The sequence below is a fragment of the Rossellomorea aquimaris TF-12 genome (genome assembly GCF_001648555.1).
GTDB classification, from domain to species: domain Bacteria; phylum Bacillota; class Bacilli; order Bacillales; family Bacillaceae_B; genus Rossellomorea; species Rossellomorea aquimaris.
The window spans coordinates 161,049-173,796 of the sequence record NZ_LQXM01000022.1 but is presented as its reverse complement, the minus strand read 5'-3'; the positions used below and the strand labels follow the sequence as shown (position 1 = coordinate 173,796).

The 12,748-nt window shown below is 37.5% G+C and carries 12 protein-coding genes; 1 reads left to right on the top strand and 11 read right to left on the bottom strand.

Annotated elements, in window-relative coordinates; genetic code table 11:
• Positions 1–322: 322 nt before the first annotated feature.
• The 11 genes from IQI_RS05050 to accB all read right to left on the bottom strand — a co-directional run bounded on the left by IQI_RS05050 (position 323) and on the right by accB (position 11,030).
• Positions 323–1,156: a TlyA family RNA methyltransferase gene (locus tag IQI_RS05050; RefSeq protein ID WP_064091590.1), complete on the bottom strand. Its 834-nt coding sequence runs from the start codon at positions 1,154–1,156 to the stop codon at positions 323–325.
• Positions 1,157–1,158: 2 nt separating this feature from the next.
• A complete protein-coding gene (dxs, locus tag IQI_RS05045) occupies positions 1,159–3,051 on the bottom strand; it encodes a 1-deoxy-D-xylulose-5-phosphate synthase (protein ID WP_064091589.1) in 1,893 nt (630 codons plus the stop codon).
• Positions 3,052–3,072: 21 nt separating this feature from the next.
• Positions 3,073–3,705, bottom strand: coding sequence for a CNNM metal transporter family protein (locus IQI_RS05040; RefSeq protein WP_064091588.1), 633 nt, complete (start codon positions 3,703–3,705; stop codon positions 3,073–3,075).
• A 711-nt stretch (positions 3,706–4,416) separates the two neighbouring features.
• Entirely contained in the window at positions 4,417–5,307 is an 891-nt protein-coding gene (locus tag IQI_RS05035) for a polyprenyl synthetase family protein (protein WP_328585728.1), read from the bottom strand.
• 4 nt (positions 5,308–5,311) lie between these two features.
• The gene (gene xseB, locus IQI_RS05030; RefSeq protein ID WP_064091612.1) at positions 5,312–5,545 is read right to left on the bottom strand and encodes an exodeoxyribonuclease VII small subunit; all 234 of its coding nucleotides are present in this window, start codon (positions 5,543–5,545) and stop codon (positions 5,312–5,314) included.
• The gene (xseA, locus tag IQI_RS05025) at positions 5,532–6,899 is read right to left on the bottom strand and encodes an exodeoxyribonuclease VII large subunit (RefSeq protein WP_064091587.1); all 1,368 of its coding nucleotides are present in this window, start codon (positions 6,897–6,899) and stop codon (positions 5,532–5,534) included. Before xseA ends, xseB begins: the two co-directional genes overlap by 14 nt.
• Positions 6,900–7,107: 208 nt before the next feature.
• On the bottom strand, positions 7,108–7,974 hold the full coding sequence (folD, locus tag IQI_RS05020) for a bifunctional methylenetetrahydrofolate dehydrogenase/methenyltetrahydrofolate cyclohydrolase FolD (protein WP_064091586.1): 867 nt from the start codon (positions 7,972–7,974) through the stop codon (positions 7,108–7,110).
• Positions 7,975–7,994: 20 nt separating this feature from the next.
• Positions 7,995–8,378 carry a transcription antitermination factor NusB gene (gene nusB, locus IQI_RS05015; protein ID WP_064091585.1) on the bottom strand — a complete coding sequence of 128 codons (384 nt, stop codon included), beginning with the start codon at positions 8,376–8,378 and terminating at the stop codon, positions 7,995–7,997.
• 331 nt (positions 8,379–8,709) lie between these two features.
• Entirely contained in the window at positions 8,710–9,120 is a 411-nt protein-coding gene (locus tag IQI_RS05010) for an Asp23/Gls24 family envelope stress response protein (protein WP_064091584.1), read from the bottom strand.
• Positions 9,121–9,143: 23 nt separating this feature from the next.
• The gene (gene accC, locus IQI_RS05005; protein ID WP_064091583.1) at positions 9,144–10,496 is read right to left on the bottom strand and encodes an acetyl-CoA carboxylase biotin carboxylase subunit; all 1,353 of its coding nucleotides are present in this window, start codon (positions 10,494–10,496) and stop codon (positions 9,144–9,146) included.
• A 15-nt stretch (positions 10,497–10,511) separates the two neighbouring features.
• Positions 10,512–11,030 (bottom strand): acetyl-CoA carboxylase biotin carboxyl carrier protein, encoded by a 519-nt coding sequence (gene accB, locus IQI_RS05000; RefSeq protein ID WP_064091582.1) that lies wholly within the window; start codon positions 11,028–11,030, stop codon positions 10,512–10,514.
• Positions 11,031–11,250: 220 nt separating this feature from the next.
• On the opposite strand from accB, the gene IQI_RS04995 reads away from it, so the two are divergent.
• A complete protein-coding gene (locus IQI_RS04995; RefSeq protein ID WP_064091581.1) occupies positions 11,251–12,732 on the top strand; it encodes a methyl-accepting chemotaxis protein in 1,482 nt (493 codons plus the stop codon).
• Positions 12,733–12,748 lie beyond the last annotated feature (16 nt).

Genomic DNA, 12,748 nt, shown 5'->3' with positions numbered 1-12,748 from the left:
GACTGGGCAGGCACGACAAGCATAAGGCGAGCCTGACTAAAAGGAGTCTTTTGCCTTTTGGTCAGGCTTGACTTATGACCTCGAGGGACTAGGAGGCGTAGCTAGACATAAAGAAAAGCGGAGCCGACTGGGCAGGCACGACAAGCATAAGGCAAGTCTGACTAAAAGGAGTCTTTTGCTTTTTGGTCAGGCTTGACTTATGACCTCGAGGGACTAGGAGGCGTAGCTACACATCAAGAAAAGCGGAGTCAACTGGGTAGGTCCAACAAGCAAAATTGAACATAAAAAAACGGCTACTCTTTTATAAGAAGTAGCCGTTTTTTTATTGTACATTTGACTTCAATTGATTATGAGCATCTAAGATGACTTCTTCAGGTGTGGTAGATAAATGAGATTGACCTTCTTCATTATTACCTGTCCATTTTAAATGAATGAGAAATTCAATATTCCCGTCTCCTCCTGTAATCGGAGAATAAGACAGTCCTTCTATTAGGTAGCCTTCATTAATGGATAATGTCATGATTTTTTCAATAACCGACTTGTGGACGGCAGGGTCCCTAACAATTCCCTTTTTGCCAACTTGATTCTTACCCGCTTCAAACTGTGGCTTTATTAAAGCGATACAGTCACCACCAGGAACCAAGAGAGTCTTTAATACAGGTAAAATTAATGAAAGAGAGATAAACGAGACATCAATCGAAGCAAAGTTCGGCATCTCTCCCACTAAATCTGCCGGAGTTACATACCGAAAATTTGTCCTTTCCATTACGACAACTCTTTCATCCTGTCTAAGTTTCCAAGCCAGTTGATTATAACCCACATCAAGGGCATAGGACATCTTCGCCCCATTTTGAAGGGCACAATCTGTAAATCCACCTGTGGAAGACCCAATGTCAATCATGACTTTATCTTGAACCGATACCTCAAAGACTTTCAAGGCTTTTTCTAATTTCAAGCCACCACGACTAACATATGGAAGTACCTTACCTTTAATCGTTAAAGGAATATCTTCACTTACTTTTTCACCGGGTTTGTCTAATCTCATTTCTTTCGAATAAACAAGACCAGCCATCACAGCTCTTTTTGCTTTTTCTCTTGTGTCTATAAGTCCTCTTTCGACTAGAAGTACATCTAAACGTTGTTTTTTTACTTTCATGTTCAAGCCCTTTTTTGTTTTTTTGGAGTAATAGTTAATACTTTATCAATGACATTTTCCTTCGTCATTCCAATTTCTATCAGTAATTCCTTCACACTTCCATGTTCGATAAAATAATCCGGAATACCCATTCGATCAATGACACTATGATTAAAACCGTGTTCTTGAGCAAACTCTAGAACACCACTTCCAAATCCCCCTTGTAATACCGCCTCTTCAATGGTGAGGATTGGGAGTTCATCTTGAAGTATGGATGTTAGCATTTCTTCATCCATCGGTTTGATAAACCTGGCATTTACCACTCGAACAGAAATTCCTTGTTTTTCAAGTTCGTTAGCTGCTTCTAAAGCCATAGGTATCGTTGTTCCAAATGTAAGGATCGCAACATCCTCACCTTGCTTTAATACTTCCCAGCTTCCAATTGGGACTGTCTTTAAATCTGGATCCATTGGAACTCCATATCCATTTCCTCTTGGATAACGTAAAGCAATCGGCCCCTCATTATATGTAAGAGCTGTATTCACAAGGTGTTGTCCTTCATTTTCATCCTTAGGCATCATGATGACCATATTCGGTAAATGTCGTAAAAAAGCGATGTCAAATACACCTTGATGCGTTTCTCCATCTGCTCCAACTAAACCTGCCCGGTCAATACCTATGAAAACATTTAGGTTTTGCCGGCAAATATCATGTACAACTTGATCATAAGCTCTTTGCAGGAATGTGGAGTATATTGCCAAAAATGGCTTCATATCTTGAGTAGCTAAGCCGGCTGCTACTGTTGTTGCATGTTGCTCGGCAATTCCAACATCAAACATTCTTTCTGGAAACTCTTCTGCAAAACCTAACAGTTTTGACCCAACAGGCATTGCAGGTGTAATAGCCACTATGCGTTCATCTTCACGTGCAATCTTTCGGACTGTTTCACTTACAAGTCCACTCCATGATGGAGGAGCGTTTACTGGTTTGATTAGATCACCAGTGTCAATTTTATATGGACCTGTACCGTGCCAAGTTCCTTGAGTATCTGATTCGGCAGGATGAAATCCTTTTCCCTTTTTCGTAATGACGTGAAGAAGAACAGGACCTTTCGTCTTCTTGGCATATTGAATGTTTTCAGATAGGTCATTATAATCATGACCATCAATTGGTCCAAGATACGTAAATCCTAATTCTTCAAAGAACATACCAGAAACAAATAAATATTTCAGGCTATCCTTCACTCTCTCAGCCGTGCTAGCTAATTTCCCACCAACAGCTGGTATACGCTTTAGGATATATTCCATTTCATCTTTTACCCAATTATACTTTCCAGCTGTACGAAGACGTCCTAACACACTATGAAGCGCCCCTACATTTGGTGCGATGGACATTTCATTATCGTTTAAGACAACAATCATGTCTTTTTTCTCATGACCAATATGATTTAAAGCCTCTAAAGCCATACCACCCGTTAATGCACCGTCTCCTATAACAGGAATGATGAATGAATCCTCTTTTTTTACATCTCTGGCGATTGCCATACCCATAGCAGCAGAAAGAGAAGTAGAACTGTGACCTGTTTCCCATACATCATGTTCACTTTCGTTTCGTTTTGGGAAACCACATAACCCTTTATATTGTCTTAATGTATCAAATTGACAAGCGCGACCCGTCAGAATTTTATGAACATACGATTGATGACCTACATCCCAAAGAATCTTATCCTTTGGACTTGAAAAATGCTTATGGAGAGCAATCGTTAATTCGACGACACCTAAATTTGGACCAATATGCCCCCCTGTTTTTGATAAATTTTCAATTAAGAAATGGCGAATATTTTGACTAAGCTCTTCTAACTGTTCATTAGACATATTTTTTAAAAAAGAGGGGTCTTTTATTGATAATAAATCCATGGGGTCCACTCACTTTCATGACTAAAAATTTTGTTTCACTGGCTTATTTCGTTTTTTTTTATTTTTATCTTTCTTATCTTTTTTATCTTGTATGATAACAATATGAAATCGGTCTTCAAAGAATTGTAGAACTTTTCCAACTTTAAATATTATATCCTTAGAATACGTTATCGCAAACGTTTTCCCAAGAGCTTTGCCTCCAACAGTTAATGAGGCTATGATACTCGTTAAGGTTACACTAACGATATATTCTTTTAAGGAGCCGCCATCAAGCTGAAAGGAAACGGCTAATTGAACAATGACAATGGCAGAGGCCGTTCCACTTATGATACCAGAAATGTCTCCAATTACATCGTTACAGAAGCTTGCGAAACGGTCAGCATTTCGAACAATCTTGATGGAATACCTCGCACCATACACCTTTTTAGCTGCCATGGCATGAAAGGGGGTTTCATCTGCTGCCGTTGCAGCTATTCCAAGCATATCAAAAAAGATACCTATGAAAACAATTATTAAGACAACTATAAGTCCAGTAAACCAAGCAACTCCATTTAATACCATGTTGGAAGAGACTGAAAAAATAGCCGCTAACACAAATGTGATAACGGCAATGCTGACACTCCACTTTATTGAGTTTTTCATTGTTTCGTTCATTATCGTTTAAACACACCGTTTCTATTGTGAAAATTATAGAAGATTCTATGTAATTGGATGGTCATATAAAGAGTAAAAATTGCAGCTTAGGTCCAGTAGGTTTTCCCAATCAGGTACCGGATGTTGCCATACCGGCGGTTTCCCTTTAAACCCGACTTAGCTGCGTCACCACAAGCTAGACTGGATTACCACTTAGTCCGCACTATAATCCTCTTTATATGTCCGATTTTGAACAGTCTAGGAGTTTTCCTCAACAACCCTTAACACAATCCTTAGCCTCTTTTGCAAAGAGGATTTCATATGGGCGAAAAAGCACATATCAATGGCCAACTGATGTGTACCCTGTAACCATAATCCCCTCTCTCTTCACTCAAGGCAGGCTACGCTGCTAGTGAAACTTAACGAATCACATCACAGGTTCATACTCTGTTCTTATTGCACATGCTTTTGCCAGCGTAAGAAACAGAGCCTCCGCGACTTGCGGGTCAACGCCCACATGCCATTGTGGATCGCCCTCAAGCCTTACTCCCAGATATGACCCAAAGCTGGGCGCCTCAAGCCAATTCCAGGAACTTCATCGATGTGCCCTTTAGTGGATTTTTAGGCCCACCTTCAGGATCGGTGGGTTGACTAGAATACTGCACCACCCAAATGTTTATTATAACAGTATTATAACATATGTTAAATAAATACCTCAAACATTGAAACGGTTTAGTGGTTTCTATCAGCAATTAACTGTGCTATTTGTTTGAGTATTGTAGAATCAATATTAATTGATTCTAAAGAATCTAATGCTGATTGTAAGTGAAATTGCAGTTTTTCCTTAGCCCCTTGCATAGTCAAGAGACTTGGATAGGTACTTTTATGTTTGGACTCATCGCTTCCAACAGGTTTACCGATTAATTCTTCAGATCCTTCAACGTCGAGAATATCATCTTGGATTTGGAAGGCTAAACCAATATGGTAGGCAAATTGTTGAAGCTTTTCCATCTCTTTCAAAGACGCTTGAGCAATCACCGCTCCCGCTAATACACTAAATGTAAGTAATTTTCCCGTTTTATTTTCATGAATAGATTGAAGTTCATTAACGGTTAATGTTTGGTTCTCTCCCTCAATGTCTGAAACTTGTCCACCGACCATCCCCTCAGGTCCTGCACTTTTAGCCAGCAAGTCAATAAGGTGAATCTTTTGTTCGTCTAAAAGATGTTGATCTTGTGCTATTAGCTGGAAGCTGTATGTTAATAATCCATCGCCTGCTAATATGGACAAGGCTTCTCCAAAAACCTTATGATTAGTAGGTTTACCTCTTCTCAGATCATCATCATCCATTGAAGGAAGATCATCATGAATCAATGAATACGTATGAACCATCTCCAGGGATGCTGCTATATTCAATCCATGCATTGGATTTTTATTAAATGCTTGAATGGTAGCTAATAGAAGAACTGGTCTTATTCTCTTTCCACCTGCTTGAAGCGAATAAATCATGGATTCTTTTAATGTATTTGGAATATTTAAAGTTTGCACAGAATGAATCATGCATTCTTCTATCTTTTTTCCAAAATGTTGTTGAAATTGTTGTAAATCAGATTGAGGATTCACTGAATCATTCCTCCTCTTCAATATCGAAGGCTTTTTCCCCTTCATCAGTCATCATTTTTGTTAATTGATTTTCTGCTTTTTGAAGAGTGTCATGACAATATTTAGAAAGTTCCATCCCTTTTTGGTAAAACTGTAACGCCTTTTCTAAAGGTACTTCCCCCTCTTCTAATTTTTCAACAATTTCTTCTAATTGTTCCATAGCTAATTCAAATGATAATTCTTCTTTAGCTTTCGCCATCATTCTCACGCTCCTCAACAGATTCTACTTCACATTGTATTTTTCCATCTTTAACATTTATTTCAATTCGATCACCTGTTTTCACCTGGCTCGATGATTTTATCAGGTTTCCTTCGTCTCCATAAACAAGGCTATATCCTCTATCCATTATTTTTAAAGGACTTAGTGCATGCAGTGTTGAAACAGCAGACTGAAAACGATGCCCTTTTTCTTTTAATACCTGCTTGAATTGTTTTCCCACTTGATTTTGCAAAAATAAAACACGCTCTTGCTGAATCTTTATTATTTGAGAAGGGTGTACTCGAAGAAGCCTTGATTGAATTTGATGTAATTGATCACTTTGTTGTTTCACATGAAGTGTAATACTCTTTTGTAGTTGATCTGTAAGTCTGTCCACATGTTCAACTTTTTGTTGATAAAGGAGGTGTGGATTTCTAAGGGCATAGGACTTTGATAAACTATTTAATCGGTGACGTTCACCTTGAAGTTTTGTTTTAAACCCTTTGATCAATCGTAATTGACGATTCATTATTCTTTCAAGTAAGTCATCAATATTCGGAACAGCCAGCTCTCCTGCCGCTGTAGGAGTTGGTGCTCTTAAATCCGCTACAAAATCAGCAATGGTAAAATCCGTTTCATGGCCTACTGCAGAAATAATGGGAACTTCTGATTCTACTATTGCTTTTGCTACTACCTCTTCATTAAAAGCCCAAAGCTCTTCAATGGAACCGCCACCACGACCCATAATTAATACATCACAATTCCCTCGCTCATTCACTTGTTTTATAGCTTTAACAATAGAACCTGCTGCCTGCTCACCTTGAACAAGTGCTGGGAAAACAAGAATCTCCCCAATCGGATACCTTCTCTTTATTGTTGTGATAATATCTCTAATAGCCGCACCCGTTGGTGAAGTAACTACAGCTATGCGTTTCGGAAATTTAGGTATCACCTGTTTACGACTCTGTTCGAAGTAACCCGCTTTTTCAAGCTTCTCTTTTAACTGTTCGTAAGCTAAATAGAGTTCACCAATACCATCTGGCTGCATTTCTTTTACATAGATTTGATATTGCCCACCAGATTCGTAAACAGATATATCCCCTCGAATTAATACATTCATACCGTTTTCAGGTCGAAACTTTAATGTTTGGTTGCTACTTGAAAACATGACAGACAGAATTCGAGATTTATCATCTTTTAAGGTAAAATACATATGCCCACTAGAATGTTGTTTAAAGTTAGAAATTTCACCTTTCACATATAAATTGCTCAAATGAGGATCTTTATCAAACTTTCTCTTTATGTATTTCGTTAGGGCTTGGACCGTTAAGTAACGTGATTGATCAAGTGTCATACTTATTGACTCCTTTGTTCCGTCCAAATTCATTATGTAATCGATATATTCATTAGACTCTTTTTGTAACCAAAGGCTTAGTTGATTGCACAAAATCCTATTAAGAAAACAATAACCTTTACAAAAACATCCAAAATTAAATACTGAAAAGGGGCCAGCTCAATTTGCTGTCCCTTTTCTGGCTAAGCTATGTTAATTGTACTATTTTTTACCCGTTTTTGCGATTGGCAAGGGCCCATTCGGCAGATTTCACCGTATTATAAAGGAGCATCGTGATGGTCATAGGACCAACACCTCCAGGAACCGGAGTGATTCTACTCGCCTTTTCTTTTACTTTAGAAAAATTAACATCCCCACAAAGATTTCCTTCGTCGTCACGATTCATCCCTACATCAATCACAATTGCCCCTTCTTTTATATCACCAGCATCAATTAAATTTGCTTTCCCTACTGCAGAAACAAGTATGTCTGCTTGTCTTGTATAGTATGGAATATTTTCTGTTTTCGAATGACAGAAGGTGACCGTAGCATTTCGATTCAAGAAGAGATGACCTGATGGTTTTCCAACAATATTGCTTCTTCCCAAAATCACTACATGCTTTCCTTCAATTGAAATATTTTCATACTCCAACATTTTCATTATCCCAAAGGGAGTACAGGAATAAAAGGTGTCTTGGTTCGTCACCATTTTCCCAATTGATACAGGGTGAAACCCATCTACATCCTTCGAAGGCGATATCGTTTCGATAACAGTGATAGGATTTATCTGTTTAGGAAGAGGTAACTGCACAAGGATTCCATGTATATGGTCTTGATTATTTAGCTCTCTAATTTTATCCAAGAGTTGATCTTCGGTTAAACCATCATCATATTGATATAACTCAGAATGAATCCCTAGTTTACTGCATGCTTTCCTCTTCATTTTTACATAGGTGTGAGAAGCATGATTATCACCTACTAGAATAACCGCAAGCCCTGGTACGATTCCACTAGTAGATAGGTCAGAAATCTTTTCTTTTAATTGTTCACGATAATAATTTGCAATGAGCTTGCCGTCAATAATTTCACCTGACATACCATTGCCCCCTATCATTGTTAGGATTGACTTACCTTTGAAAGAACTCCATTGATAAACTTACTGGATTGATCATCTCCAAAGGTTTTAGCAATTTCAACCGCTTCATTTATTACAACATTATTTGGTACATCTTCTACAAAATGGATTTCATACACTCCAAGTCTTAAAATATTCCGATCAACTTTAGCTAAACGGTCAAATGACCACTTTTCAAGGTTTTGTCTGATTTCTCCATCTATACGTTCTTGATTTTCAATGAATCCTAATACTAATTGTTGCAGATAAGCGTCCATCTCTTCCTCTTCTAGAACGTTCCTTAGGGCTACTTCTGGTTCGATGTCACTCATATCTATTTGAAATAATGCTTGTAATGCCTTTTCACGGGCAACTCTTCTTTTCATTTTATAATTACTCCTTTAATATCCAATGTCAATTTTCATACCTTTGATAATAGCACAAACCAAGGGCAATACGCACGTCTATGTAAAAAAATCAATATTCTGAATTGAATAGCGAAGGAGTGTTCATTAAAAAATCTTTTGATAATGTCGATTATTATCGAAAAATCAGTATATCGCAAATATATTTCACTTTTCGCTTGATATAGTTCAGATAGCGCAAATATATCCAAAATTTCACTCAATATAATTAAAATTTCGCAAATAAAATCCTAAAATCCTGCAAAAAAAGGAACGGCCGTCAAAACGGCCGTTCCTTCATCCCATATAGGTATTACATTTCGTCTTCAATTTCAGCTTCATATTTTTGATTCTCAAATTGAACCCCTACAATATGCACATTTACTTCATCTGCTTCTAAAGCAGTCATATTTAATAGAGTTTGACGAATGTTATCTTGAATTTTTTGTGCTACGGTAGGAATCGATACACCGAACTTCATGATGCAGTAAACATCAATGATAATACCCTCTTCGGCTAATTCCACTTTTACACCTTTACCATGATTCTTTTTCCCTAAACGTTCTACAACACCCGTTGCAAAACTTCCACGCATTTGTGATACACCTTCAACTTCTGAAGCAGCAATACCAGCAATTACTTCAATCACTTCAGGTGCGATTTCTACTTTCCCAAGGCCGTCTTTGCCATGAGACATTTGTAAAAGGTTTTGATTTTCCGCCATTTAAGGCACCTCCTGAATTCACACTAGGATTTCATTACTTCATACTTTTCTAAGAATTTTGTATTAAACTCTCCACCAACAAAGGTTTCATGTTCTAATAACTTTAGATGGAACGGAATGGTTGTGTGCACTCCTTCAACCACAAATTCACTTAGAGCACGTTTCATTCTCGAAATGGTTTCTTCACGAGTCGCTCCATATGTGATGACTTTAGCAATCATACTATCATAATATGGAGGGATCATGTAACCAGGATATGCGGCTGAATCCACTCTTACGCCTATTCCTCCTGGAGGAAGATACATATCAATCCTCCCAGCTGAAGGCATAAAATTCTTTTCAGGATTTTCAGCATTAATTCGACATTCCATGGCCCAGCCTGTGAAGGTTACTTCATCTTGTGTAAGGGTGAGCTTTTCCCCTGATGCTACATTAATTTGCTCTTTAATTAAATCTACACCCGTCACCTGTTCCGTTACAGGGTGCTCTACTTGGATACGAGTATTCATTTCCATAAAGTAGAAAGATTGATTAATGTAATCATATATAAATTCTACCGTTCCTGCACCAGTATAATCAACTGCTTTGGCTGCTTTTACTGCTGCATCTCCCATTTTAGCACGAATTTCTTCGTTTAACGCTGGAGACGGTGTTTCTTCTAATAGTTTTTGAAGTCTTCGCTGTATAGTACAATCTCGCTCTCCAAGGTGAATAACATTTCCGTAGTTATCTGCAAGTACTTGGATTTCAACATGTCGAAAATCTTCAATAAACTTCTCGATGTATACTCCTGGATTTCCGAACGCTGTCATAGCTTCTTGTTGAGTAATAGTAACACCCTTAATCAGCTCTTCTTTTGTTTTTGCTACACGGATTCCTTTTCCTCCACCACCTGCAGTAGCTTTAATAATGACAGGATACCCCATAGAATCTGCAAGAGTTACGGCATCATCTGCATCCTTTACAATTCCTTTTGAGCCAGGAACAATTGGTACACCCGCTTCTCTCATGGTTTCACGAGCTACGTCCTTGGTTCCCATCTTTGATATGGCTTCAGGCGATGGTCCAATAAAAGTGATATTGCATTCTCTGCATAATTCTGCAAAGTCTGAGTTCTCTGCCAGGAACCCATAACCAGGGTGAATGGCATCACAATCTGTTAATTTTGCCACACTAATAATATTTGTGAAGTTTAAATAGCTATCTTTAGATGCTGTTGGTCCTATACAATAAGCTTCATCTGCTAATTGAACATGCAAGGCCTCTTTATCAGCTTCTGAATAAACAGCCACACTCTCAACACCTAAATCGCGACATGCACGAATAATTCTGACCGCTATTTCTCCTCGATTAGCTATTAATACTTTATTTATCATACTGTTTATCGCTCCTTATTCAGGTTTGACCAAGAATAACGGCTGCCCATACTCAACTAATTGACCGTCTTTTACTAAGATTTCAACAATTTCACCTTTTACTTCTGCTTCAATTTCGTTAAATAGTTTCATTGCTTCAACAATGCAAACAACAGAATTTTCATCGACTTTGTCTCCTGTTTTTACATAAACATCCGCTTCCGGGGAAGATGATGCGTAAAAAGTTCCAACCATTGGAGAACTAATTTTATGTAAGTTTGAATCATCTACGCTTGTTTCCGGTGTTTCTTTTGTCTCGGCACTAGGAGTAGCTTCTGCCTGTACAGGTGCAGGTGCTTGTTGTACAGCTTGAACAGCAGGTTGTTTAACCTCATCTACTGGCTGAGTAACTTGTTGTGGTGCGTGTCCTGAAACAGTCACCCCATTATGTTTTTTAAGTTTTATTTTTGAACCTTCATGCTCGTATGAAAACTCATCAACACTGGATTGATCTACGAGTTTGATTATTTCACGAATTTCTTGAATTTTTAACACGTTTGACACCCCTCTTTAAGTTTAACTAATTAAGACTAACTACTAATATCATACGATAATACCTAGTATAAATTCAATATGCGTTTCCTACCAATCTATAAAGCGCATACAACTTTAATTCTATTCTAGTCCTTTTTTCAAAAAAAATAAAATAATTCAAAGGGATTTTGTCTATCTCTAGGGAATTATGTAAAAAAAGACAAAAAAAGGGGTCAAGAACATGATTACAGTCGAAAGAATTAAAGAAGAGGATTTAAATCGAAAGAACAGCCTCGTATTAAAAGCAAGTGGGTTATCTGTCCTGCTGGCTACTTTAGTGGATTACTTTATGGGGAAGGATCTTATTATTGTATTATCGATTATTATTGGAGGAGGGAGTGGTGTTGCATTAGTTGCTGCTCTTTACTTTTTGAAGAAGTGGGTCACAATGATTCCTTACATTACAACACTCATTGTAAGTTCAGTCATTTATATCATTATGGAAAATAGTCTTTCCGTCACTTCTTATTTTTTAACCTTTTTTATCCTGGCTTTGTCTGCCATTTATATGAAAAAGAGCATATTACTAATGAGCACTGTTCTCGGTTATATCATTATTATTGCCTTCACGTTCTTGCATTCAAGTGAATTACCTTTAGAGCCTAAAAATTATGTGACTATTTTCCTTTTATTCGGATTAGTTTCTTTACTGTTATTCTTCCAACAAAATATCTCAAAGAAGATGGAAGAAAATCTTCATGAATTAAATCATGAGACAGCTTCACTTAGTCAAAGAGAGCTCATGACGAAGGAAGCCGTTTCTAAAAGTATCATTTCCTTATCACACCTGCTTCATCAAATGAAAACCAATAGCTCTCACTCTGTTCATGCCGCTGATGAGATGAACAAAGGCGTTGCAAGTATTGCTAGCGGGATTCAACAACAATCTGAACAAGTCGTAGATATCACGGGGGCATTAGAGAATTCAGCAAAGAATATTACAAAAATGCTCACCATTATTGACGGTATTAAACACCTATCTCAAAACGCCATATCTTCATCTTATAGTGGCAGAGAAAGTATGAGCCATGCAAATACTGAACTAACAAAATTTAAGGATGTGATGGGATTGCTACACAACCAGCTCCTTCATTTAACAAAACAAAATGAAGAGGTGGGACACTTTGCCTTAACGATTCAAAACATAGCAAAACAAACCAACTTACTTGCCCTAAATGCTTCTATTGAAGCCGCAAGAGCAGGTGATGCTGGAAAAGGATTTGCCGTTGTGGCGGATGAAGTGAGAAATTTAGCAGAACTGACGAATACAACTGCAGTTCAAATTACTGAAAACCTTACAAAGGTTACTGAAGAAACCAATGATATCTATAAGGATGTAAATGAAGCGATTCATCAGTTAACAAATCATCAATCACTAATGTCTGAAGCAGAAGCATCATTTATTGATATTGATCACAAAAACAATGAACTCTCAAATGAAATTATTAATTATGAAGTATTTTCAAAAGGTGTGAGTCAATCTGTTCATTCCATCGAATCCCAATTGACCCAATTTAAATCATTGATGGAAGAGGCTTCTGGTGTTTTAGAAGAATTAGCTTCTACCATCGATGATCAAACTCAACAATTTTACTCATTAAATGATTCTATTATTGGGGCCAATGAAGCAATTGAGAATCTGACAAAAATACAAAATCAATAAGTAATGCTCTATTCGA

What these genes read in the sequence shown, in the direction of transcription:
- IQI_RS05050 (WP_064091590.1), bottom strand. Translation starts at nt 1,156, where the DNA reads ATGAAAGTAAAAAAACAACGTTTAGATGTACTTCTAGTCGAAAGAGGA.
- dxs (WP_064091589.1), bottom strand. Translation starts at nt 3,051, where the DNA reads ATGGATTTATTATCAATAAAAGACCCCTCTTTTTTAAAAAATATGTCT.
- IQI_RS05040 (WP_064091588.1), bottom strand. Translation starts at nt 3,705, where the DNA reads ATGAACGAAACAATGAAAAACTCAATAAAGTGGAGTGTCAGCATTGCC.
- xseB (WP_064091612.1), bottom strand. Translation starts at nt 5,545, where the DNA reads ATGGCGAAAGCTAAAGAAGAATTATCATTTGAATTAGCTATGGAACAA.
- xseA (WP_064091587.1), bottom strand. Translation starts at nt 6,899, where the DNA reads ATGACACTTGATCAATCACGTTACTTAACGGTCCAAGCCCTAACGAAA.
- folD (WP_064091586.1), bottom strand. Translation starts at nt 7,974, where the DNA reads ATGTCAGGTGAAATTATTGACGGCAAGCTCATTGCAAATTATTATCGT.
- nusB (WP_064091585.1), bottom strand. Translation starts at nt 8,378, where the DNA reads ATGAAAAGAAGAGTTGCCCGTGAAAAGGCATTACAAGCATTATTTCAA.
- IQI_RS05010 (WP_064091584.1), bottom strand. Translation starts at nt 9,120, where the DNA reads ATGGCGGAAAATCAAAACCTTTTACAAATGTCTCATGGCAAAGACGGC.
- accC (WP_064091583.1), bottom strand. Translation starts at nt 10,496, where the DNA reads ATGATAAATAAAGTATTAATAGCTAATCGAGGAGAAATAGCGGTCAGA.
- IQI_RS04995 (WP_064091581.1), top strand. Translation starts at nt 11,251, where the DNA reads ATGATTACAGTCGAAAGAATTAAAGAAGAGGATTTAAATCGAAAGAAC.